This window comes from Hungatella sp., assembly GCF_046966825.1.
Genome location: NZ_JBKVCZ010000035.1, coordinates 15,611 through 40,781, shown reverse-complemented (window position 1 = coordinate 40,781; position 25,171 = coordinate 15,611). Strand labels below are relative to the sequence as shown.

At 49.4% G+C, this 25,171-nt stretch carries 19 protein-coding genes and 1 pseudogene; 3 read left to right on the top strand and 17 right to left on the bottom strand.

All coding sequences use genetic code 11. From position 1 onward, the window contains the following. The 11 genes and pseudogenes from ACLTD4_RS13155 to ACLTD4_RS13105 all read right to left on the bottom strand — a co-directional run. Positions 1-542 (bottom strand): annotated as a pseudogene (locus ACLTD4_RS13155) (NADH oxidase); the annotation flags it as partial. An 89-nt stretch (positions 543-631) separates the two neighbouring features. Further along, the gene (locus ACLTD4_RS13150; protein ID WP_117623436.1) at positions 632-1,837 is read right to left on the bottom strand and encodes a helix-turn-helix transcriptional regulator; all 1,206 of its coding nucleotides are present in this window, start codon (positions 1,835-1,837) and stop codon (positions 632-634) included. Positions 1,838-1,854: 17 nt separating this feature from the next. Beyond that, complete coding sequence (locus tag ACLTD4_RS13145) at positions 1,855-3,105, bottom strand: NlpC/P60 family protein (protein WP_055660417.1); 1,251 nt, start codon at positions 3,103-3,105, stop codon at positions 1,855-1,857. Positions 3,106-3,243: 138 nt separating this feature from the next. After that, on the bottom strand, positions 3,244-4,665 hold the full coding sequence (locus tag ACLTD4_RS13140) for an MATE family efflux transporter (protein ID WP_181988675.1): 1,422 nt from the start codon (positions 4,663-4,665) through the stop codon (positions 3,244-3,246). A gap of 22 nt (positions 4,666-4,687) precedes the next feature. After that, positions 4,688-6,052, bottom strand: a complete 1,365-nt coding sequence (locus ACLTD4_RS13135; protein WP_117623437.1) for an MATE family efflux transporter — start codon at positions 6,050-6,052, stop codon at positions 4,688-4,690. A gap of 106 nt (positions 6,053-6,158) precedes the next feature. Further along, the gene (gltA, locus tag ACLTD4_RS13130; protein ID WP_117623438.1) at positions 6,159-7,550 is read right to left on the bottom strand and encodes an NADPH-dependent glutamate synthase; all 1,392 of its coding nucleotides are present in this window, start codon (positions 7,548-7,550) and stop codon (positions 6,159-6,161) included. Next, entirely contained in the window at positions 7,550-8,440 is an 891-nt protein-coding gene (locus ACLTD4_RS13125; protein WP_002602835.1) for a sulfide/dihydroorotate dehydrogenase-like FAD/NAD-binding protein, read from the bottom strand. The genes gltA and ACLTD4_RS13125 overlap by 1 nt, the downstream gene beginning before the upstream one ends. Before the next feature lie 175 nt (positions 8,441-8,615). Continuing rightward, entirely contained in the window at positions 8,616-9,104 is a 489-nt protein-coding gene (locus tag ACLTD4_RS13120; protein WP_002602834.1) for a dihydrofolate reductase, read from the bottom strand. A 34-nt stretch (positions 9,105-9,138) separates the two neighbouring features. After that, complete coding sequence (locus ACLTD4_RS13115) at positions 9,139-9,771, bottom strand: hypothetical protein (RefSeq protein WP_117623439.1); 633 nt, start codon at positions 9,769-9,771, stop codon at positions 9,139-9,141. A gap of 27 nt (positions 9,772-9,798) precedes the next feature. Beyond that, positions 9,799-10,302 carry a dihydrofolate reductase gene (locus tag ACLTD4_RS13110; RefSeq protein ID WP_117623440.1) on the bottom strand — a complete coding sequence of 168 codons (504 nt, stop codon included), beginning with the start codon at positions 10,300-10,302 and terminating at the stop codon, positions 9,799-9,801. A 167-nt stretch (positions 10,303-10,469) separates the two neighbouring features. Further along, positions 10,470-11,375 carry a hypothetical protein gene (locus ACLTD4_RS13105; protein WP_270468117.1) on the bottom strand — a complete coding sequence of 302 codons (906 nt, stop codon included), beginning with the start codon at positions 11,373-11,375 and terminating at the stop codon, positions 10,470-10,472. A 396-nt stretch (positions 11,376-11,771) separates the two neighbouring features. Here ACLTD4_RS13105 and thyA point away from each other — a divergent pair, with 396 nt between their 5' ends. Continuing rightward, positions 11,772-12,602 carry a thymidylate synthase gene (gene thyA, locus ACLTD4_RS13100; protein ID WP_117624531.1) on the top strand — a complete coding sequence of 277 codons (831 nt, stop codon included), beginning with the start codon at positions 11,772-11,774 and terminating at the stop codon, positions 12,600-12,602. A 91-nt stretch (positions 12,603-12,693) separates the two neighbouring features. On the opposite strand, the gene ACLTD4_RS13095 is transcribed toward thyA, so the two are convergent. The 4 genes from ACLTD4_RS13095 to ACLTD4_RS13080 all read right to left on the bottom strand — a co-directional run bounded on the left by ACLTD4_RS13095 (position 12,694) and on the right by ACLTD4_RS13080 (position 18,597). Continuing rightward, entirely contained in the window at positions 12,694-15,126 is a 2,433-nt protein-coding gene (locus tag ACLTD4_RS13095) for a hypothetical protein (RefSeq protein WP_117624530.1), read from the bottom strand. A 123-nt stretch (positions 15,127-15,249) separates the two neighbouring features. Continuing rightward, positions 15,250-16,125, bottom strand: coding sequence for a carbohydrate ABC transporter permease (locus ACLTD4_RS13090; protein ID WP_055660400.1), 876 nt, complete (start codon positions 16,123-16,125; stop codon positions 15,250-15,252). Positions 16,126-16,140: 15 nt separating this feature from the next. Then, the gene (locus tag ACLTD4_RS13085) at positions 16,141-17,070 is read right to left on the bottom strand and encodes a carbohydrate ABC transporter permease (RefSeq protein ID WP_002602823.1); all 930 of its coding nucleotides are present in this window, start codon (positions 17,068-17,070) and stop codon (positions 16,141-16,143) included. A gap of 84 nt (positions 17,071-17,154) precedes the next feature. After that, entirely contained in the window at positions 17,155-18,597 is a 1,443-nt protein-coding gene (locus ACLTD4_RS13080; protein WP_117624529.1) for an ABC transporter substrate-binding protein, read from the bottom strand. 231 nt (positions 18,598-18,828) lie between these two features. On the opposite strand from ACLTD4_RS13080, the gene ACLTD4_RS13075 reads away from it, so the two are divergent. Both ACLTD4_RS13075 and ACLTD4_RS13070 read left to right on the top strand, forming a co-directional pair. Next, a complete protein-coding gene (locus ACLTD4_RS13075; RefSeq protein ID WP_181988697.1) occupies positions 18,829-20,436 on the top strand; it encodes a response regulator in 1,608 nt (535 codons plus the stop codon). A 2-nt stretch (positions 20,437-20,438) separates the two neighbouring features. Next, entirely contained in the window at positions 20,439-22,250 is a 1,812-nt protein-coding gene (locus tag ACLTD4_RS13070; protein WP_117624527.1) for a sensor histidine kinase, read from the top strand. 61 nt (positions 22,251-22,311) lie between these two features. Here ACLTD4_RS13070 and ACLTD4_RS13065 read toward each other — a convergent pair whose 3' ends face one another. Together ACLTD4_RS13065 and ACLTD4_RS13060 are read right to left on the bottom strand one after the other, a co-directional pair. After that, positions 22,312-23,193 (bottom strand): hypothetical protein, encoded by an 882-nt coding sequence (locus ACLTD4_RS13065; RefSeq protein WP_320995765.1) that lies wholly within the window; start codon positions 23,191-23,193, stop codon positions 22,312-22,314. A 280-nt stretch (positions 23,194-23,473) separates the two neighbouring features. Beyond that, on the bottom strand, positions 23,474-25,084 hold the full coding sequence (locus ACLTD4_RS13060) for a mannitol dehydrogenase family protein (protein ID WP_117634589.1): 1,611 nt from the start codon (positions 25,082-25,084) through the stop codon (positions 23,474-23,476). Between the last annotated feature and the right edge of the window lie 87 nt (positions 25,085-25,171).

Below are 25,171 nucleotides of genomic sequence, written 5' to 3'. Positions count from 1 at the left end.
GTCCTGTGGTTTAAGCCTCCGCTTAAGAAGGAATGGGGCAGATAATTGTGCGCGCAGTGGAATTCCAGACAGTCGTATCCAGCCTCGACACAGCGCGCCGCGGCCTTTCCGTAACACTCCACAATTTCCTGTATCCTGTCTGTTGTAATAGCCTTAAGCTTCTTACCCGCAAACTCCATATCATTAACCACCAGCATTTCTGCCCTGGGGTCAAACGTCGTGGCGATTGAGCCCTGCCACAGCTGAATCGCCGCCTTTCCGCCGTTCTGGTGGATGGCATCCGTCAGCTTCTTATGCCCCCCGATCAGGCTGTCGTCACTGATGGATACAAAGTGTGCGGGAGCGCTGGGCGTATGTACCGCAGCCACCTCCACGATGTTTAAGCCGCAGCCGCCGGCCGCTCTGGCCGCGTGATAGGCCACAAGCCTCGGAGTGATCTCCCCCTTTTCCCCCGCCATACGGGTTCCCATTGCAGGCAGGACCACCCTGTTTTTCAGCTCCAGACCCCTGATCTGAATCGGAGAAAATAATCTGTCATACATAGAAAAAACCTCCTTCGCATATTGAACATGATACTTTCATTATAGCAAAGAAGGGCTTCTCCTTATATTCACATTATAAAGTTTTATTATCATTTTTTGTCAGGCTTTTCTCTCATCACTTCCCGGTACTCCTCCGGCGTCTGGTTCATCCACCGTTTAAAATGCCGCTGAAAGGTAGACTGTGAGTTAAAACCGCACAGAGAGGCGATTTCCAGAACCGTCCTGTCCCCTGTCCGCAGAAACGAACAGGCATAGGAGACGCGGACCTGGGCCAGCAGCTCTTCAAAGGGATTTCCAAAGACCTGCCTAAAGATCTGCTTCACCGTATACGGCTTCATACAGAACTTCTCACATAAATCCTCCAGCCGTATATCCTCGAAAAAATGGATATGGATATACTGAAGAAACTGCATTGCCGAACCGGCGCCGCTTCCCGGAACCATGGTTCCGATATACTCCATCTGATACTCCCGCGGAGTCACCCCGCAGTACTGTTTGAACACCTTGTAAAATGCCGCGGCAGAAGAGAAATTCAGCTGATCGCCGATATACTCCATGGACAATTCCGGAAAATGCAGCAGCGCGCAGGCATTGATCACCTTTCCAAACTGCCTGAGCTGGAAAAATGTGAATCCGCAGGCTTCCTTGATCCTCCGGTTCATCGTCTCAGGGCTTATCCCCTCCTCAGTCATGTCCTCCAGCGTGATATCCTCTCCCGTTGCCAGAATCACTTTCTCGATGATGCTCCATACCGTCCGTTCCTTCCGGGACGCCTTACCGATTTCCTCATAGGCATACCGGCAGTAATAGGCGTGCAGCTCGAGCGTCTTGTACTCGATCATGTTAAGCCGCTCAAAACGCGCTTCCTTTGCCTCACGAAGAAGGCTGCGCACCAGCGCCTCCACCTCTTCCTCCTCTTCCCCGGAAAGTCTCACCATGGGCTTCGTATCGTATACCAGCCTGGCATTGGCGTGCTTCGGGTGCTTTTCCCAGCTCATATACATAAAAAGCCCGATGTGGAACCGGATCACCGCCACATCGAGCTTTTCCTCCACCGCTTCCACATGGTGGAAGTGGTGGGAATACATGCAGAACAGACTGCCCGGCACCGCATCGTAGGCATATCCGTTTACCGATATGGCGCCCTTTCCGGACAACACATAGAATATCTCCACACGCTCGTGGAGATACGGATCGGTGGGCCCGTCGATGATTCTGCGCTCGATCCCGATCTCCTTCTCCACATAGTTGTCGTAATGGTTGATCCCCGTGTACCAGTCGTTCTGCCGTTTCATAATTTTATAATCTCACCTTATACGATTCTTCTGACCGATAAAATCGTCCTGTATGTAGCCGTACCTACCTTAATACCAGTTGTAGGCGTACTGGCGTGAACAATCTGTCCGTTTCCGATATAGATCGCGACATGGCCGGCGTAGCAGATTAAATCACCGGGCTGCGCCTCCGAATAAGAGACCTCACGTCCCGCGGAACGCTGCTCCGAAGAGCTTCTCGGAAGTGAGTAGCCGAAATGCTTGTATACCTGCTGCACGAAACCGGAACAGTCAGCTCCGTTCGTTAAGCTTGTCCCTCCGTAAACGTAGGGATTACCCACAAACTGAAGACCATAATCCGCTACCGCGCGACCTTCTGCCGATCCGCCGCTGCTCTTTACCGCAGCCGGGCCGGTGTACTTGTCGTTAGCCGATGTCTTCTTCGAAGTACTCGTAGCCGAACTCTTTTTCTTTGCTGCTTCCGCTTCCGCTTTCTTTCTTGCTTCCTCGGCCTCCCTCTTCTTTCTGGCCTCTTCCTCTTTCGCCTTCTGAATCTCCTGGTTCTTCTTCTCTACGGTCTTGGCATAGGCTGCCGCGTCACTCTTTGCCTGGGCTAACTGGGAGTCAAAATTGCTGACTTCCTTCTTCTTTTTAGCAATCGTCGTCTCCAACTGGGATTTCTGGCCCTGAAGCTCCAGCTCCATTACCTCCATCTCGGCCTTGTCATTCTCCAGCTGCGCCTTGTTGTCAGCCACCTGCTGCTTTGTCTCCTGATACGTATCCAGCATCTTCCGGTCATAGGAATAGATACTCTCCACATACTCCGCTTTGTTTAACAGATCCGCCATACTCTTTACCTGAAGAAAGATATCAAGGTACTCCGTATCGCCCTTCTCATACATATACTGAATCCGCTTTTTCATAGCAGCATACTGCTTTTCTTCTTCTTTTTTAGCTGCCTCGTAATCGATTTCCGCCTGCTTGATGTCGGCTTCCTTGTTGGCGATATCCGTCTCGAGGAACTGAATATCGGTAAGAAGCGCCGTTAAGTCCGAGGTCAGCTTTGACACCTGGGCGTTGGCGGCTTTTTTGTTGGCTTCTGCCGCTTCCGCCTTCTTCTTGGCGTCATCCAGCTTCTGCTGAGCCTCTTTCTTCTCTTTTTCCGCCTTGGATGTGGCCCACGCGGGAACTGTCTGTGTACATAGCATACTTCCGATTAACAGGCTGCAGCCGAGTCTCCTCAGCCACTTCCGAAAATGATTGCTTCTTAACTGTATTTTTATATTCATCGCTGGTCCTTCGCTCTATTTTCATCTGGAATTTTATGTAGAAATACTCTATCTCTTATGTTAACCGAAACCATAGGTAAAATTCAACCCTTTTTTATATTTTTTATGATTTTTTTATAATCACGCAGAACATGGCCTCTAAAACGGCTGTGCTCCGGCATGGGAGTCCGGCCTCCCGGCCTTTTCGCTCATTTTCTGCCCCTCCCGCATGGTTTTCAATTCCTCCAGCACTCTCACCACGATAAAGGTCGCCAGCGCAAAGGTAAAGACATCGGCCACCGGCTGGGCCAGCTGTACGCCCAGTATGCCGCAGATGTTCGGCAGAATAAGGAGCGAGGGAATCAGGAACAGCCCCTGGCGTCCCATGGCTACCAGCGAAGCGCGGAACCCGTATCCGATGGACTGGGTCAGCATGTTCACCATGATCACCCACGCCTGAAGCGGCAGCGTCAGGATCTGCAGCCGCAGCGCAAGCGTACCGATCCGGATCACCTCTAAATCTTCCCGGCGGAATGCGGTAATGATCGGACGGCTGATCGCAAATGCGATGATGCCGAAACAGGTCAGCATCGTAATCGCCACCTTTACGCAGAACCAGAACGCCTCCAGCACACGGTCGTACCGCTTTGCCCCGAAATTAAAACCGCATACCGGCTGAAAGCCCTGGCCGAAGCCGATCAGCGCCGAGTTAATAAACATCATAAACCTGGAGACAATCGACATGGCCGCAATAGCGGAATCGCCGAATGGTCCGGCCGCAAAGTTTAGGATCACCGTCGCCACGCTGGCCAGTCCCTGGCGGCAGAAGGAGGGAAGCCCTGCGTGCAGAATCTCTCCGTACATTTTCCCGGTAGGCGTAAATTTGGACAGCCTCATCCGAATGCTTCCTTCTCTGAAATTACACTGGTAAAACAGGATTCCGAAGCTGATCATCTGACTCATCATCGTCGCAATGGCCGCTCCTGCAATCCCCATATCAAAACCGAAGATCAGAATAGGATCGAGAATCATATTCAGGACACCGCCTGTGGTAATACCGATCATGGAATACATGGCATTTCCCTGGGCGCGCAGAATATTGTTCATAACAAAGGAAGACATCATGAAGGGGGCGGCAATCAGAATATATTTGCCATAGTCCATGGCGTATGGAGCGATGGTTTCCGTAGCCCCTAAAAGAAATACGAGCGGCCGCAGGCACATGAGTCCGAAAACCGAGATCAGGGCGCCGATGATCAGGGCCGTAAAAAATGCGGTCGCCGCCGATTTTTCCGCTTCCCCGCCGTTTCTGTCCCCCAGCGAACGCGAAATGTAATTCCCGCTCCCCATTCCCAGCGTAAAGCCGATCGCCTGTATCATGGCCATGGCGGAGAACATGACGCCCACCGCACCGGATGCGCTGGTTCCGATCTGGCTGACGAAAAAGGTATCTGCCATATTATAGATGGCGGTCACCAGCATGCTGATAATCGTTGGAACCGCCAGCCGCGGAATCAGTGTGGAAACCGGCGTTTCGATCATCTGTACAAAGCGTTCTTCCTGTGTCATCGGTTTCTTCATTTGCAAACTCCCCCTTCTAAACTTACCATGACGCCTGCGCGCCATCCTCCGGAAGCTTCCCGGATACATACAGAAAACAGATAAAGAACAGGATTCCCTTGATCACGCTGGAAATCGTATAGGCCCACCAGATACCGTCAAGCGCCAGCGGCGTGCTGCTTAAAATCATGGCGAGCGGTATTCTTGCCGAGGTAAACACAACGCTTATAACGGAACAGAGCAGCGTCTTCCCAAGACCGGACAGCGCGCCGACCGTCGTCAGCTCCACACACATGAACATCTGTGAGAAACCGAGGACGACGAGATAGCTGATGCCCATGGGAATAATATCTGCCTCATGGATAAACAGTCCGAAGATCTGCCTCGGAAATCCGATCAGCACGCCCGAACAGAAAAGCCCCCATACGAACATGACGCCGATGGCCGTCATATAGCCTTTCTTCACCCGTCGGTACTGGCGTCCTCCGTAGTTCTGGCCGATAAAGGAATTGATGGCCGCCGCAAACCCATCCGCCGTCATCCAGGAGATGGATTCGATCTGGCTTCCCACTCTCTGCACCGCCACGGCCGCGTCGCCGAAGCCTGCCACGAATCTGGTCAGAACCATGGAAATGCTGGTATAGATCAGATTCTGGACCGCAGCCGGAAGGCCGATGCGGACCATCACCCGGAAATAATCCCTGGGGATCCGTTCCAGGAAACGGACCTTATCGAACACCAGTCTGTCCTTTTTCACTACCACAAGAAATACAATCGTTACAATCATCTGGGCCGTGACCGTGGCCACCGCCGCACCGGCGACACCCATTACGGGAAACGGTCCGACACCGAATATTAAAACCGGATCGAGTATCATATTCATGATAAGCCCGATAACATTGGCGATAAACGGGGTTTTGCTGTCCCCCATCGCCGTCAGAATTCCGGTAATTATCGCATTTAAAAAGGAAAATAATATCAGGCCGCAGGTAATCTTCAGATACACCTGGGCATTGTGAATAATGGCGCCGTCACTTAAACCGAAAAATCCGATGAGCGGACGGGCTCCGAACACCGTAACAGCGGCAAATACCAGGGCAAACAGAACGCCCATCTGAATCGCTCCCGCCGCATACTTAGCGGCCTCCTCCGGTCTCCCGCTGCCGAGAGAATGGGCCACCTTTACCTGGCCTCCCATCTTGGCCAGCGCCACAACTCCCTGGGAAAGCCATGTATACATGCTGGCCGCGCCCACTGCCGCCACTGCGGGAGACCCCACCAGGCCAATCCACGCCATATCCGTCAGGCTGTATGCCGTCTGGACCAGCGCCGTCGCCATAATCGGCAGGGCCAGTCCCGTCAGAGACGTAAAAATATGGCCATGCAGCAAATCTATCTTCTTACTCATATACACCTCAAACGAAACGATATATCATCAGGAAGGGCTGCCTTACTGGCAGCCCCTCTGCATCCTGTTATGATACTTCTATCTGCATTTCTTATTGTAATACTTCTTATTCACCCTGTCCGGATAAGTATTCGTGGATTCCTCTCGCTCCTGCGCGTCCCGCCTCCATGGCAAGAATTACTGTGGCAGCACCCGTAACGGCGTCGCCGCCTGCGTATACGCCTTCCTTTGTAGTCTTACCGTTTGACTCTTCCGCTACAATACATTTTCTGCGGTTAGTTTCGAGACCCCTGGTAGTGGCGGAGATCAGCGGGTTCGGTGAAGTTCCGAGAGACATGATAACCGTGTCCACTTCGATGACAAATTCGGAGCCTTCAATGGCAACCGGTCTTCTTCTGCCGGAAGCATCCGGTTCCCCCAGTTCCATCTTGATACACTTCATGCCATTCACCCATCCGTTGTCATCGGTGAGAATCTCAATCGGATTTGTCAGGAGATTAAAGATGATTCCCTCTTCCTTCGCGTGGTGTACTTCCTCCGCTCTGGCCGGAAGCTCTGCCTCGCTTCTTCTGTATACAATATGTACATCTGCGCCGAGACGAAGAGCCGTTCTCGCGGCATCCATCGCCACGTTTCCGCCGCCGACAACCGCTACCTTCTTACCTGCAACGATCGGCGTATCGTAATCATCACGGAACGCTTTCATTAAATTGCTTCTCGTTAAATACTCATTGGCTGAGAATACGCCGTTGGCGTTCTCACCAGGAATTCCCATGAACATCGGAAGTCCAGCGCCGGAACCGATGAATACGGCCTCGAAGCCTTCTTCATCCAGCAGCTCGTCAATGGTCACCGATTTGCCGATGATGACGTCTGTCTCGATCTTAACGCCTAACTTTCTCACGTTATCGATCTCCGGCTGTACAACGCCTTCCTTCGGGAGACGGAATTCCGGAATACCGTATGTCAGTACGCCGCCCGGCTCGTGGAGGGCTTCGAAAATCGTCACCTCGTATCCCATCTTCGCCAAATCGCCTGCACATGTTACGCCGGAGGGGCCGGAACCGATCACGGCTACCTTCCTGCCGTTGGTCTTCTCCGGAGCCGCCGGAACGAAGCCATTCTCTCTGGACCAGTCTGCAACGAAACGCTCCAGCTTACCGATGGAGATCGGCTCGCCCTTAATTCCGCGGATACACTGGCCTTCACACTGGCTCTCCTGCGGGCACACACGGCCGCAGACCGCCGGAAGCGCAGAGGATTTTGCGATTACCTTTGCGGCCTCCTCGTAGTTCCCTTCCTGAACCTCCTTGATAAAGCCCGGAATGTCGATGGAAACGGGACATCCGCCCACGCACTTCGGATTCTTGCACTTTAAACAGCGGCTGGCTTCCGCTCTCGCCTCTTCTTCATTATATCCAAGACAAACCTCTTCGAAATTTGTCGCTCTGACCTTCGGATCCTGCTCTCTGACAGGCACTTTCTTCATCATATCCATTACTCGTCACCTCCACAATGGCCGCATCCGCCATGATGGGTCGCACCCTCATGAAGTCTTAACAGCGCACGGCCTTCTTCCGTCTTATACATCTGCTGTCTCTTCATCGCCTCGTCGAAATTCACGAGATGGCCGTCAAATTCAGGTCCATCTACGCAGGCGAACTTCACTTCTCCGCCCACGGATACACGGCAGGCACCGCACATGCCTGTTCCATCCACCATAACCGGATTTAAGCTTACGATTGTCGGAATACCCAGTTCCTTTGTCATCAGGCAGGTGAATTTCATCATGATCATCGGTCCGATGGCTACGCAGACATCGTACTTCTTGCCCTGGTTTACAACCAGATCCTTAATCACTTCTGTAACCATGCCTTTTCTCTCATAGGAACCGTCGTCTGTGGTGACGTACAAATTGCCGGCTACCGTCCGCATCTCGTCTTCCAGAATCAGTAAATCCTTTGTTTTAGAACCCATAATGACATCAACGGAAACACCGTGTTCTTTTAACCATTTTACCTGTGGATATACCGGAGCAGTTCCAACGCCTCCGGCTACGAATAAATACTTTCTGTTTTTCACTTCTTCCAAGTCGTCATGAACGAACTCCGACGGATTACCCAGAGGTCCCACGACATCGATGAAGGAATCTCCCGTCTTTAAACCAGCCATTCTCTCTGTGCTGGCTCCGACGATCTGGAACACGATGGTGACTGTTCCCTTTTCTCTATCATAGTCACAGATTGTGAGAGGAATACGTTCTCCCCTCTCGTCCATCCTGACAATTACAAATTCTCCCGGCTGGCAGGCTTTAGCAATCCTGGGCGCTTCTACGTCCATCAGATAGATCTTGTCAGCTAATTTCTCTGCTTTTAAAATCTTATACATCTTCATCCTCCTAATTCTTTTGGTGAATTATACCTGTACGCCTTTCCTGATAGCCTTCCCCAACAATCAGGAGAAATGGTACTCTTATCATCTTACCATCTAATTTCCAACCTGACAATATGAATTCTTAAAAATAAAGGATAAACTTACTGCAGTTCCTGCGGCCTGGCTTGGCTCATTTCTTCTGGTACATCCGGAAACTGTAGCACAAATTAAAGTAGGTATGCTCATCACTCTCAGCGGTAAGGCTCCACTCCCCGGACTTGTCTAAGTCGGGAAAATGGGTATCGGCGCTGTATTCGTAATCGATAAAGGTTGCGTGGACGGTGTCACAGTAAGGCAGGAATTGATCATAGATACTGCTGCCGCCGATGATGAATACGGAGGCCTGGGAGTACTGCTTCAAAAATTCAAGAGTCTCTTCCAGAGAGTGGCAGACGACCGCGCCTTTTACCTGGTAATTCCGGTCTTTTGACAGAATCACGTTGATTCGGCCGTACAGCGGCTGCTTTCCCGGAAGGGTCTCAAAGGTTTTTCGTCCCATCACGATGATTCCCCCCTGAGTCTCCTCCCGCAAAAGGCGCTGGTCCTCCGGGATGGAGACCAGGAGCTGGCCCTGGTTTCCGATCGCCCAGTTTTTGTCAACGGTTACTAATATGTTCATGATAACCTCTTTTCCTGTTTTTCCGCGAAGCGGATCATGCTTCTTCGTCTTCTTCCGCCGCTATCAGCTCCTTTGCATAAGGAAGCGTCATGATCCAGTCGCAGAAGGTGTGCCACTCGGCAAGCTTGTGGTTTCTTCTCGCAAAGTACATATTAATTAAGGATTCATAGTTCATGGTACACGTCCTCATCTGGTTGTAGCTGGACGGGAGCAGTTGGATCATATCGTACCAGTCTTCCTTGCTCTTCGTCTCCAGATAGCGGTTCCGCACCTTCTCTAAATACTCCACCATCTGATTCATGAATTCCAGGGTCTCCGGAGTCATGTGGTCGTGGCTGAAATCATCTATGGAAAACGGTTTGCTGTGAATCTTGTGCATCGTGCTGGTAGAGTTTGCCACGGTGGCAACTTTATAGGTATCGTACTCCTTCCACCAGTACAGCGGTGCGGTGATATCCACGGATACGAAAATCTGCCGGATGTATTTGCGGTGGTCACTGCCTGCATTTCTTAACCGTATGGCCAGGCTCCTGTCATTGGGTCCCAGCACAAAATTACCGTCTTCGTCGTAGCCACTGTCCATACGCCCCCAGCTGTTCATGGGATTTCTCGCGCCCCGGATGGCATTTTCAAAATTCATTACACTTGTTCTCTCGCAGTTTAACATTCTTTTGTCCTCCGTCCTGGTCTGATTTTATCGATTCAGGCAATTCCTGTTTTTGTAAGTACAGAAAGCAAAATGCAGCCCCTCGTACTCTTTCTCTTCCCCTGTTTCCGTCTCTTCCCAGCCTTCCTGACTGTCGAGATTCACAAACCAGGTGTCAGCACCGAAATCCCGTTTCATCCTGGTCACATACGCGGTATCACAATATGGAAGAAACTGCTCATAGATGCTCTGACCGCCAATAATATAGACATCGTCACTGTCATACTCCTTCAGCTGATTTAAGGCATCATCCACACTGCGGCAGACGATGAGTCCCTCGCCGTTTATGGCATCGTCCGATGTCAGAACGATATTAATCCTGTTTTTTAATGGCTTCGCATCCGGAAAGCTCTGCAGCGTTTTTCTGCCCATAACGACCACTTTCCCTTTTGTAACCGTTCTGAAAAATTTCATATCTTCGGGGAGATGGGTCAATAATTTTCCGTCTTTCCCGATCCCCCACGCTTCGTCTACCGCAACAATCGCTTTCATGTAGTATCCTCCTGTCCTGTTTCTAAACATCATTATATACAAATATTTCTTTTTTGCAAATTATTTTCGATGGTTCGTAAAACTCATTTTCCAATTGGCGTCCGTCTAAGCCAAAATAAAACCGGGTCCCTCAAGCCCCGGTTTTACATGTAAATCATCGGTTCATTCTACTTCTGTGTAAAGCGCTCCAAATACGATTCCGCTTTCCCTCTGTCCATGGAAAAACGTTTCTGCAGCTTTTCGATGATTCTTTCTTCTGAAACACCATCTTCTCTGTTATCCTCAATCAATGCCTGAATTCCTTTTTCCATTCCTTTCTCGATTCCTTTCTCGATTCCTTTCTTCATTCCTTTCTCCATGCCCTCATCAATCAGCATCTGTCCGATCTGTGTCATCCGCATTTCCTCCTTAATCTGCCTTTTATAGGCTTCGTCTATCAGCTTGTCAGAAAACGTCAAAATACCTGCAAGCGCTTCCAGAGCCTGTTTTCGGTCTGCAATTCTCTTCGCCAGTTCTACTGCCGAGATGATCACCGGCTGTTTTTCCTTCTTTCCCTTTACGGTTAGCGGCAGTATCATCAGCTCCATTAATTCCTCGTCGGTCAAACGTTCTCCTGCATCTATCCGCTGCCTGATCCTGTCGTACTGCGCCTTTGTGTCTGCTTCCACCAAAAAGGTGGGTTCAATCTTCAGCACAATGCCTCCCAGATCATAAACCGCTTCCGCATGGTCCACATCTGCCGTGTAGATAACGATCATTTTTATCTGTTTGATACGATCCAGCTCATGGTTTATTGCATAACGCTTTATCACTCTCGCGATATAATTTATGTATTTCACAAAATTTTCCTGGTTATAGGCTGATTCATAATCCATGATCCCGATCGAGCCGTCACTCAGCAGAAATAAATTGTCAAGCCGCAGCTCATTGCTTTCGATCACCGGTAAATTCGTAGGCAGAATATCTACGATTTTTAACTGGTGAATTCCAAAGGGAGCCAGTGATTTTCCCTTAAGCGCCTCCGCCATAACCTTAGCGGTTACATCCTTATTCTGGTATGCAATATCTCCCATATTTCTTCCTTTCTTCTATTATACTTTAATCAACAGGTAACTTCAAGAAAATACGATTACAACCGCATCACCAGCTTTCTTATTTATTCTCTTTCGTAATACAATACAATGGAGTTTTTCGTGGAGACCACTAAGAGATAAAGAATCATTTTCGCACAGGAAAGAACTCCCCGCGGAACGCTTTCATATTACCCGATCGCAGCCGGTATGTCAATATGAAAAACGGTGCGTGAAAAAATTATCACACGTTACAAACAGGACTCTGATTATTTTCATGAGATACCTGTTCGAATCGAGCGCTATCTGTTATAATTGAAACGGCCGCAGGCGGATTATAAGAATATACGCCCCCTGCCGCCGGTTACTGAATTACTTACAGGATCATGGAGGAATATCATGAGTTACGCAGATACTTTATTCATACAGAATTGCAGAGAAATCTTATCAAACGGCGTATGGGATACGGACAGCGAGGTGCGTCCGGTCTGGGAGGATGGCGCTCCCGCCCATACCATAAAGAAATTCGGCATCATCAACCGTTACGATCTGTCAAAGGAGTTTCCCATCCTGACGCTCCGCCGGACCGCGTTTAAATCCGCAATCGGTGAGCTACTTTGGATCTGGCAGAAAAAATCCAGCAACATTCACGACTTAAGCAGCCACATCTGGGACTCCTGGGCCGATGAGAACGGAAGCATCGGAAAGGCATACGGCTACCAGCTGGGAATTAAGCATAAATACAAAGAGGGCGAGTTCGATCAGGTGGACCGGGTTCTCTATGATCTGAAGCACAACCCACTAAGCCGCCGGATCATTACCAGCCTGTATAATCATCAGGATCTTCACGAGATGAATCTCTATCCCTGCGCCTACAGCATGACATTCAACGTATCCGGGAATGTGCTGAACGGGATTTTAAACCAGCGCTCCCAGGACATGCTGACCGCAAACAACTGGAATGTCACCCAGTACGCGGTTCTGCTTCACATGTTCGCCCAGGTCAGCGGCTTAGAGGCTGGAGAACTGGTCCATGTCATCGCAGACGCCCATATTTACGACAGACATGTGCCGATTGTTAAGGAAATGATTGAAAAAGTGCCTTATGAGGCGCCGACGTTCCTTATGGACCGGGAAGTACAGGATTTCTATCAGTTTACGAAAGACCATTTCCGGCTGGAGAATTATCAATACCATACGTTTACGGATAAGATTCCGGTTGCCATCTAGAATCGCAGAAAAAGAATACCAGAAAGAAGATCAGTATTTCGGTGCCTGTACAGCAAAAACCGGCAGGCATCGGAATACTGATCTTCTGTTTTTAAATATACTGGGTCATATTTTCATATTTTTTATAAGTAATCTCTTCATTCCCTGCCCTTAACCTTCCCTTCTCTCTGTCATAAGCAGGCTTCCTCTCTTTGCATGCCAGCAGAAATTCTTCCAGACTTCCATAATCTTTCCGGCTTCCGCAGATACAGACGTAAGCAGCATCCCTGCTTTTTACCCTGTATTCGCAGTGAAACATCAGGTCATCATAAGCCGTAAACGGGTCGCTGCACCAAAGTGCCACGTATCCGCCGCCGGCGCTGCCGGCCAGCCACGTCTCTTCTATTATTTCATATGAAAATCTGGAGGATGGCCAATATACATGGGTAAATGGAATCGGATGGGTCTCCGGAATCCGGTAAATCGCACAGAGAACCTCTTTTACCTGTTTTAAAGCCGGCATAATTCCGTTGCCAAACCAGTACCCAGGCCTTGTGGTACAGCTTTCACAGCTTCCACCCGGATGGTTTACAAACACCACCGCCGCCGGATCGAGAGCGGCATACCACATGTGCTGCTGATAGCCGTATACACCGGGCTCAAACTGGGTTGTTCCGTGAAAACATTCGTTTAATGATTTCACATACGAGAAGCTTCCTGTATCGGCCTCCGGCTGTTCACTTATATTTTCCCATTTCCGCACCCTGCCGTCGCGTCTTGGAGACTCCACGGAGGTCAGCATGTAATCCTCCTGTTTTTCCACACAGATTCTGGCATTGCTCTCCTCATAGACGAGAGACGCCGGGCTGTACATCACCTCCTTAAGCCCCTCCGGCAGCCGGTACTTGCTGGTAGCCAGGAAGATGATCCACTCACTGAACTGGTCCGGCGCCTCCGGATCTATTAAATTAATCAGACACTGAATATCCTGCTTATAAGGGTACAGCGCCTCCCGGTATACCCGTCCCATAGGTGAAATGGAGACTCCCTGAAAGGTCTGGACTGCCAGATCCTTTAATAGCCGGTCCGCCGCCTTCCACGCAAGAGCCGACAACTCCCCGTCACAAAAATCAACCACATTTAAAATAGCGGCAAAGGTGATAGGGGTGTAGCCGCCGCTGTGGAATTCATCGTAGCCCTCTCTTTCTGTCTGAACCATCCAGTCACGGATCCTCTGCCGCGCAGTCTCCTTCATCTCCCGTCCGGTCTTTCCGGAACGGATAAATAATTCCTCCGGATAAATGTCACCTGCCACATAAGCGCTGACAAAAAACATCAGAGAATGATTCTCACTCCAGAAGCACATGCCGTCACTGCCCTCCTCATCCATCCAGTAGCGGTAGTTTATCATGACTTCTTTGCACCGTGCTGCCATGGCTTCATTCATGGGATACAGCTTCATAAAACGGACCATGGCGCAGGTAAGAAAGTCTGAACAGTCCCGTCTGCTTTCGATCTGGTCAAAAGACTTATATATCTCCCGCTCATCTTCCGGGTCCACTCTGCCTGAGGCGAAACGTGCCAGAATCGGATACATGGAAAAGCTTTCCGAATCTCCCCTTGGAATCTGTTTCACACCGGCAATTCTCTCAAAGACGCGCCTTTTGTTTTCTTCCGGGTCTGCGTTTTCTCCCTTTTGAATGGTCAGCAGCTCCTGTCGTTCAAAGCTTCTTGACAGGGTCTGGTCCGATACGGTAACCACAATCTTCAGATAGGGCTTATCCGGTGCCAGAGCCAGCTCTGTCTCTCCCCTCAGCGTTATCCCGGAATAACGGTTACGGTACTCCGTAAAATCCACCGGCCTGGCATCGTAGATCAGGCGGCTTCCTTCCGGCGCCGGAGCGGGAAATACCATTGTTTTTTCTCTGATCATGATTCCTGACAGCCAGTCTGCTGCCTGCGAACAGAGCGCGGCCTTCTCTGCATCCGGCAGAGTCACTGAAAGCATTTCCCTTTCCTGCCCCGGAATCTGGATTCCAAACAGGGTTCTCGTGTCCCGGACGCCTAAGTTCACCAGCCTGATATAGATGGTATTGTCCCCCTTTTTTAAAGGCAGCTTCATGATCTTCCGGCTGATGGGTTTGTATACGGGAGTCTCAATCCCCCCTATAAACACCCCATTCACCCAGAGATCCACCGCAGCGTAGCTCCAGAGCCAGACCTCCGCCTCCATCTCCTCCCGGGCATTCAGTATCGTAGCAGCGTGAAGCTCCACCCTGGTCAGCAGCGGATAGAAGGAAGACCGGTCCACAAACCAGCTTCCATACGTGTACTCGTACTCCCATGGCAGTCCCAGGGCGCTCAAAGCCCCCAGAACGACGGGGCCAGCCGGCATAACCGGATCGTGATCCGCTGCCTCGGACCGCATCATTTTTTCACAGGCAAGCTGATTTTTATCCGCCGCACTGCTGGAGAAGTCCGTCTCTTTTCTCCCGCTCACCAGATAATTTGTAATAAAGCCATATTCATTTAACTGATATTTCATGTTTTCTCTCCTCTTTTCCTCTCGATCACGCCCTGGTACAGCATTGCATAAATTCCTGAGTAATAGCGCCTGATATCTGCGTCAGGTGCTATTACTTAGGAATTTATGCAACGCTGTACTAGCTTATCCCTTCACCGCTCCGGCGGTCATACCACCCATGAACTGTCTGCTGGCAAACAGATATACCAGAATGATCGGTATCACTGCTATGGCCGATCCAGCAAACAGAATGTTCCATGCCGCCGCGCCGTCTCCTGCATTCTGAAGAGCTACGACACCTACCGTCAAAGGCCGCAGTTTTTCATTGGTCATGGTAAAAATCAAAGGCAGAATATATTCATTCCAGCCTCCGCGGAAGGACAGCAGCGCAACACTGGCCAGCGCCGGCTTTAATACCGGAAGAATAACCCGGCTGTAGATACCGAAGAAGCTGCAGCCGTCCATTTTGGCCGCTTCGTCCAGTTCCTTCGGCACGCTGTTCATAAAACCGTGGATCAGGAACACATAGGTGGCCTGACCACCTCCTGCCGAAATCAGGATTATGGAAAGCATGGATTTATTCATATTCAGCTTAACTGCCAGTTCAAACAGCGGACGCAGGGAAGCACTGCCCACATTAATAAACATAAACATGACCATCGCATTGTAGATCAGGCTTTTGAAACGAAATTCCCGCCTTGAAAATACGTATCCCGCCATACTGCTGACTGCCAGAGAGACGAACATGACACCGAAGCTCAATACGAGGCTGTTCACGGTATACCGGGAAAAATTCCCCATATTCCACGCCTGAATGTAGTTATCAAGAACGAATTTCTCAGGAAGAATATTTAACCCGCCGCTTACAAGCTCGCTGTTGGTCTTAAAAGATCCAAGAATAATATAAACCACCGGATAGACCGTTAAAACGGCCAGAATCAACAACAGAATGAAAATCACCGCATTGATCATTTTCGTCTTTTTGGATTCCACTGCATGAATTGTTTTTTCTCTTGCCATCACCGCTCTCCCCTTCTATGATATTTCATCCATCTTTTTGCTGAATTTTAAGTAAACAATCGTAATGAGGCCCACGATTACGGCCGAAATAATGCTCAAAACAGAACCATAGCCGATCTGGAGCTGAGAGGCCTTGCCGGAAGTCCCGAATACCATTTCAAATATGTAAGAGAACATCACGTGGGTACGGTTATTGGGGCCGCCGCCAGTAAGTACCAGAATGGACTGGTAATCCTTAAATGCCGTGGTGATAGCCAGCATAATGACCACCTTCAGCACGGGCCCCAGCATGGGAAGCGTGATACGGAAGAAGGTCTGCACTCCATTTGCCCCATCGATCTGGGCACTCTCATAGACATCCGCAGGAATTCCGGTCAATCCCGAGATCAACAGTATCATATAGTTGCCGAAGGCACCCCAGATAGCCACGATGACCACCGCTGCCATGGCGGTCCTGGAACTTCCGAGCCAGTCAACAGGGGCACCAATAACGCCCGCTGCCTGGAGATAACCGTTTAGCACCCCGTTGTAGGTGGCAAATATGAAGTACCAGATCAGGCTGTATACCGCAGAACTGATGACTGTAGGCAGGAAAAATATTCCCTGAAACAACCCGCTCCCAAACCGTTTTCTCTGAAGCAGAACGGCGGTCACCAGGGAAAGGGGAATTACAAACAGCAGCTTCATAACCGCGTATTCAAAGGTATGCAGGACGCTGTTCCAGTATATCTTATCCGTAAGCACCCGTTTAAAATTGTCCAGACCGACAAAATATGCCTTGAATCCGTTATAATCATAAAACACGTACCGGATCAGCCAGAGAAATGGATACACGGACATGACCAGAATAAAAAAGATGGTCGGAAGCAGCATAATCCACATGGTAATGTCACCTTTTTGCCAGCTCTTTTTCATCCGCTGTCCGAATGATTTTTTCGTATTCATAACCTTTACTCCTTCCAAATGGAAACCGGCTGCTGCAACAGTCTATTTGCAGCAGCCGGCTCCTTTCAATTTACTGAGTTTTTATTAATTGTCCAGATACTCTATGGTTCCGTCTCCCGGATGAAGAGGATCGTAATCCTTAATCACGAGCCGTTTTGTCTTACCCATCTTCACTTCTTTATCGAGAGCAGCGTTATACGTCTTATTTAAATTATCAATCGTCTCATCGATGTCTGGACCGCCCTGCAGACAAGCATTCCACAACGCATCGCGGTAATTCTCTCCCTCCGGTGTTACCGACGGTGCTACCGGAAGTACCGCTTCATAATCTGCGCCGGTAAAGTCTGCCATGCGGCCGATCTTGGATTTATCGATTTTTTCGTCCATATACTGAGAAATCGGAAGAGAATAGCCGTTCTCAAAGTATCCCTTTAAAACTTCCTCTGATCCAAAGTATTCGATTACCTCCCATGCCTCCTGCGGATGCTCCGTAAACGCGCTCATCAGCCAGCCGGTATTGGGGTTGGCATATTCGCAGCCTTCGATCCTGCCGTTTAATGTGGGAAGGTCTGCTACCGCCCATTCAATCTGTGCCGGAAACTGCTCCGTCAGCACGGTTGCTTCCTGGGAAGCATTTGCGTGGATTGCCGCATGCCCCTCGGAGAACTGAACACGGGCCGGATCAATCTTCATGGAGGCCGATCCGGGGAAGACACTGTTATCCTCAAACATCTGGCGGGTCACTTCCAGCCATGGCTTAAAGCCAGTAAAATCAAAGGTCCCCGTCTTATAGTCGTAGGGTGTGACACCGCTCATCTCCGCAGAGTGTTCCAGCCAGCGCTCGAACGGACCGCTCATACCGGGGAATATGATTCCATAGTACTCTCCGTTTCCCGCCTCTGTGATCTTCTTAACCAGTTCAGGAAGCTCGCCGATAGATTTGGGAATTTCAAGGCCCAGTCCGTCAAATATTTCCTTGTTGTAAATAAATCTGGAACCGCTTCTCTTCCCGCATGGAACCCAGTAGATCTCATCCCCCATCACATTGGCCCCTTCGTATAGGTGGTCATCTACTTCATTGATCGTTCTGAATTCATCGGTTATAAAATCATTGATGGGCTGAACGATTCCGTTATCTACGAAATTCTTAAAATCCGTGATGTTCACCTGAGTAAATATATCAGGTGACTGCCCGGAATTGGCGGCCATACTCAGTAAATTCACGTAATTTTCCGTCTGTACCACATACTCAATCTCAATATGGTCATTCGTGTTGTTGAACTCCTCGACTATCTTATTCATATAATCCAGGTCATGGCGATTCTCTGTCCATACAGTGATCTTAACTCGGTCTCCGGAAGCCGCACTGCTTCCTGCCTCATTTGCCCCGGTCCCCTCTGCCGCCAAGGCTCCAGATGTAAGATCTGCTGTATTCTCTTTCGTTTCCCCCTGTGAGCATGCCGTAAGAGCTGAAACAGCCATTAATCCCGCCAGACTCAGCGCCGCTATCTTCTTTCCTTTTCTCATAGTTTTTACTCCCTTTCCGTTTGCTTTGTAATCTGTTCGTTTTGTACTGTTTTTGTTTGTCTGTGCTCACATATTACTGCATATTTTCCATGACTCACATGGCATTTTTTACTGTCTATGCGGCATTTTTTTCGAACTGTACAAATCTCACGTCAATTTATTGCTTTCCATTATTCACAATGCTATAATGGCCTTGCTTTAAAATTTCAACCTTGTTTTGAGGAGAATCCTATGAATTCGTTATCAGCTATCACCCTTCTCATCGTGGATGACGAAGCCGAGATCCGTACCGGACTTCGCAGCATCATTCCCTGGGAAGATTATTCTGTCACTGTCATCGGGACAGCTGCAAGCGGTGCAGAAGCGCTTGACAAGATACGTTATTATGAACCGAATATTGTAATCACCGACATTCAGATGCCTGGAATGAACGGGCTGGAGCTTGTCCGCCGGGCCAGGGAGGAACAGTTTGAGTGCTCCTTCATCATCTTAAGCGGTTACGATGATTTTGAGTACGCAAGAACTGCCATCCGGTACGGCATTGAAGATTATCTTCTGAAACCGATCTCCATAAAGGAACTGACCAATCTGATCTGTAAGCTGAAAGAATCTATTGTGGATAAAAGAAATCTTCATACCGATCAATTGTCAACACTTCACAAATTGAGGAAAGCCGAAGTATCGCTTCACAGGCAGAACCTGATTCCCCAGCTGTTAAGAGGGGAGCTGGCAGAGGAAGAGCTGGGAAGTATTTCTTCTCAATACGGACTGCTCATCCGGAACACACAATCCTGTGTGGTACTGATCCAGACGTTCCGAACCCGCTTCGATCCGGATGAGAATGTGGAGCTGAATCAAAGTCTCGTTGCATTAAAGAAAATCCTGGAGAATGAACTGGCTGACAGTCCCGTTCTCATCTCCGAATATCCACCGGATGGACTGATTCTCGTTGTCAATCTGCCTTTTCATCATCACACGCAGGAGTCTCTTTCAAAACTGCTGAACCGCTGCCTGGCCTCCTGGCGAGGGGATAATCTGGCGGCGGCCATCGGAAAACCGGTACCATCACTGTCCGAAATTCCCGCCTCTTACCAGAATGCCCGACAGGCCATCACATGGCATATCTATCCGGAAGCCGGTCTTGTCATAGAACCAGAAGTGACAAACTGCCTTCCGCCGCCGGTCATCATGCCCGGCGATGATATCCTTCAGGCAGTTTTAAGAAATGATCCGAAGGACATCCGGCTGCAGTTTACCTCTTATTTTGACAGCCTTATCACCGCCCCGCTACCGCCGCCCTCTTATCTCTACAGTATGTGCAATTATATCATCATTACAATTCAAAGCCAGCTGGCTGATTATCTGGGCGGCCCCCCGATCAGCTTTACCGGCAACTCCTATGCCGCGCTGTCGAATCTCTCTTCCCTGGAAGAGGTCAGGAGCTGGATGTGTGAGATTTTAAACGGTTTTGCCAACGAACTCGCCGTCAGCCGGGCCACCAAGAACGAGCCTCTGATTGAAAAGGCCATCGCCTACCTCCATGCCAATCTGCTTAAGAATCCGCATACGGAGGAGGTCTGCAGTTATCTGGGATTAAGCAAAAGCTACTTCAGCACGTATTTTAAAAATAAGACCTCTTTAAATTTCCGAGATTATCTGCTGGATTTAAAAATCAGCTACGCCCAGGAGCAGTTAAAACATCCTGATATTACAGCAGGCGATGTGGCAATCCTTCTCGGATACGAGGATTACCGGTCTTTCAGCCGCGCATTTAAAACACGTACCGGCCTGACGCCTTCCGATTATCAGAAGCAGTATACCGGAGAAGGAAGGCGCTGACTATGAAAAACTGGTTTTCTAATCTAAAATTTCGGTACAAGCTGCTGATCGGCATGATCGCCATCACCACGGCAGCCCTGCTGCTGATCAGTCAGCTGTCCTACTCCTATTTTTACAAGCGAAACACCAGGGAGGTTCTGAAAAAAGCAGAACAATCGGTGGAAACTGCCGGAGCCGTACTTTCCTCCCAGTTTCAGTCCCTCTCCGCCGCTACGAACAATCTTCTGGTAAGAAAGCCGTTTCCCGATATGATTGCCGATATTGCCAATAACAGCTTCGACGGTTACTCCGGTTATTATCAGGCGGCTTCCGATGAGATGGCTTCCTTCTTCCAAAACCATGCCCAGGTCAACAACATTCTGATCTGCGGAGAAAATGGCTTTCTTTTCAGTCCCTATTCTCTCGGATTCGGCGGCAGCTTTGAAACGCTTTTTACAGAAAACATCTGGGAATATCCTCTTATTACCGTATTTCCAACCCGTCAGAATTTACTGTTCCGGCAGGGAGGCGCTATCCCCGTCTCCTATCCGGTCTCCTACAGCAGGGGAACCGGCACCTTTGCATACCGCGATACAGAAGGCAAATATAAGGCGCGGGTCATTATTTTGATGGATACGGGACAGATCCGGTCATACTTTGACCAGATGTCCAACGGCTATACTTACTGCATGTATCTGGCCGACTCCAGTGGAATTCCCCTGGATATACAGGAAGAGACGTATCCCGATGCCTTTGGGACCAGTCTGGAAGCATTGGTAGCACAGACGGATAATCTCCGCGGAGAGCATCTGGCCATAGACCGGGACGAGCTGGTGGTTTCAACGGCTGCTATCCGTTTTTGTGATCTTAAGGTAGTCCATATCAGCCGAAAATCCGCACTCACCGGCGATATTCAGGAATTCCGGTCTTTCTTTTTTATGGTATGGCTGTTCTGTTCTGCCGCAGCAGCCCTGCTGGCATTCGGCCTGTCCCATTTCCTGACAAGGGATATTAAAACGCTGGGAGATATCATTGCTCAAATCAACCGCCGTTCCTACCAGACAAAGGTCGTATTTCCCCGCTCTGATGAGATCAGCCTGTTGGGAAAACAATTGAACCAGATGTATGATACGATTCAGCTCCAGTTACTGCAGATTAAAGAAGAGGAACAGAAAAAAGCCAGGGCGGAGATTCAGATGATGTCGGAACAGATCAATCCGCACTTTCTGTATAATACACTGGAATGTATTCATTTTCAAATATTAAACGGACACTCCGATACGGCGGGAAGTATGCTGGAAAGCCTGGGACGCTATCTGCGGATCACGCTAAGTGTGGGGCAAACCTTCATTTCTGCCGAAAAGGAGGCAGAACACGTTACCTCCTACATGGAGATCATGAACCGTCATTCCAGGGAGGGCGTTCATTTTACCTGTCAGATCGATTCGCATCTGAAAAACTGCAAAATTATGAAGGTACTTCTTCAGCCGCTTGCTGAGAACTGCTTAAAGCACGGATTTGGAAACATGAGTCCGGAGACATGGCCTGTTGCACCGCAGATCACAATATCCATCACCTTAGATCAGACTCACACCCACATGGTCATCGAGGTGTCCGACAACGGGAAAGGGATTGATATCCCAAAAGCCACAGCCTGTCTGACCGAGGAACAGCCGGAAGGCAGAGATCACTTTGGTCTGAACAATATTTATCGCAGACTCATGGCGTGCTACGGCACAGAAGCCAATATATCCTTTGTCAGTATTCCTTATTTGAAGAACAGCGTCATCGTTACCATTCCGTATGACAGGAATGAATTTTCAAACACACACTAATGCACAAAAATTCCCCCCGGGTCTGTCGAGACCGGGGGGATACATAAGTCTGTTCCTGATTCTAAGATCGTGTAAAACGTTGTAAATATGCTTCTGCTTTCCCTCTGTCCATGGAAAAGCGTTTCTGCAGCTTTTCGACGATTCTTTCTTCTGAAACACCGTCTTCTCTGTTATCCTCAATCAATGCCTGAATTCCTTTTTCCATTCCTTTTTCCATTCCTTTTTCCATTCCCTCATCAATCAGCATCTGTCCGATCTGTGTCATCCGCATTTCCTCCTTAATCTGCCTTTTATAGGCTTCGTCTATCAGCTTGTCAGAAAACGTCAAAATACCTGCAAGCGCTTCCAGAGCCTGTTTTCGGTCTGCAATTCTCTTCGCCAGTTCTACTGCCGAGATGATCACCGGCTGTTTTTCCTTCTTTCCCTTTACGGTTAGCGGCAGTATCATCAGCTCCATTAATTCCTCGTCGGTCAAACGTTCTCCTGCATCTATCCGCTGCCTGATCCTGTCGTACTGCGCCTTTGTGTCTGCTTCCACCAAAAAGGTGGGTTCAATCTTCAGCACAATGCCTCCCAGATCATAAACCGCTTCCGCATGGTCCACATCTGCCGTGTAGATAACGATCATTTTTATCTGTTTGATACGATCCAGCTCATGGTTTATTGCATAACGCTTTATCACTCTCGCGATATAATTTATGTATTTCACAAAATTTTCCTGGTTATAGGCTGATTCATAATCCATGATCCCGATCGAGCCGTCACTCAGCAGAAATAAATTGTCAAGCCGCAGCTCATTGCTTTCGATCACCGGTAAATTCGTAGGCAGAATATCTACGATTTTTAACTGGTGAATTCCAAAGGGAGCCAGTGATTTTCCCTTAAGCGCCTCCGCCATAACCTTAGCGGTTACATCCTTATTCTGGTATGCAATATCTCCCATATTTCTTCCTTTCTTCTATTATACTTTAATCAACAGGTAACTTCAAGAAAATACGATTACAACCGCATCACCAGCTTTCTTATTTATTCTCTTTCGTAATACAATACAATGGAGTTTTTCGTGGAGACCACTAAGAGATAAAGAATCATTTTCACACAGGAAAGAACTTCCTGCGGAACTCTTTCATATTACCCGATCACAGCCGGTATGTCAATATGAAAAACAGAGCGGCTTCCTGCAGGATTGCGGAACCGCTCTGTCCATTCATTTCATTCAATATTTAATTCAGATATTTTCTAAGTGTCTCTCTCACCGCACCGGCTCCGGCAATTTCCTCCAGGAACATCGCTTCTGTCAGGCTGCCGATCCCGGCATCATACAAATTAACACCAAAAATATTCTCGTTGGAAAGAATCGGCTTCAGCTGCCCTGCATACGTCTCCGGCTTTCCCGCCTCAACGCCCTGCAGCCATCCCTTAAGTTCCGGAACCATCGGATCGGCCGAGAGCTCAAACGGTTTCAGCTCATCATCCACAGCCAGCAGATAACGGCACCATCCGGCAATCGCCAGCGGAATAAAGGTCAGTTTCTTCGCGTCGCCGTACCGTTCCACATACGATTTGATCGTCTCGCCGTACCGGATTCCCACCTTCTGGGAGGTGTCACTTGCGATTCTCTGCGGCGCGTCCGGGATAAATGGATTCGGAAGCCTGTCATAGATGACTTCGTTCACAAAAGCCTCCGGGGAAAGAATCTTCGGATCGGTTACCACCGGCATACCTTCTGTCAAACCGATTTTCTCCACCAGCGCCCTGAGCTCGGTATCCTTCATCTCCTCCGCGATCGAGGTGTAGCCGAGAATACAGCCGTATACGGCCAGCGCCGTATGCAGCGGATTTAAGCAGGTGGTTACCTTCATGCGCTCCACCCTGTTTACCGTATCTCTGTCTGTCATATAGACCCCCGCTTTTTCAAGCGCCGGTCTTCCTGCCGGGAACTTATCCTCAATCACCAGATACTGCGGCCCCTCCGCATTGACAAACGGTGCGATATACGTCCTCTTAGAAGTGATCACCGGCTGCATGGCGGCGACTCCGTCGGCCTCCAGCTGCTCCGCCAGGGAAACGCTTGGTCTTGGCGTAATCTTATCGATCATGGACCAGGGGAACGCGATCTTTTCTTCGTTCTTTAAATATTCCAGGAAACCATCGTCCGCAAAGCCTTTTTTCTTCCATTCCTCCGCCATGGTGAGAATGGAATTTTTAAGCTTCTCACCGTTATGGGAGCAGTTATCCATACTGACAACGGCCAGCGGCGCGGCGCCCTGTCTGTACCGCACCAGTAAAAGGGCGCAGACGACAGCCATGGCGCCGGCCGGATGCTCCGGCCCATTGTCGATATCGTTCTGAACGAATGGGAAATACGTCCCATCCGCCCCCTTCAGTGCATAACCCTTTTCCGTGATGGTGAAGGATACCATCTGAAGAGATGGGCTTATAAAAATAGTACGCAGGCGTTCCCATTCCTGCACATCAGCGGAATCCGCCTTCACGCCTTCCGCGATCGAGGCGATCACCTTCTTCTCCGTGCTCCCATCTGCCTTTAAGGTGATTAAAAGGGCCAGATCGTCGAACGGCTCATAGATCTTGTCCATGATGTCAAAATCAAAGGTTTCCGCCGCGATGATCCCCGTGTCGGCAAGTCCTTCCTCCAGAAGCGCATCCTGAAGACCCGCAATGAAGCCGCGGAAGATATTACCCGCGCCGAAATGCACCCAGCCCGGCGCCTCTTTTGTCTTTTTCACCATTGCTGCCCTGTCATAGGAAGGAATCTCAATACCCGCTTTCTCCCATGCCTGTCTTTCCTGTAATCCTGTATCTGTTAAATTCATCTTTACACCTCTCTCATTTATTCCCGCGAGCAGCGAGCCAGGTGCCATGCCTGCATGAACATCTGGCGATAGCATGCCCCGCTTTAT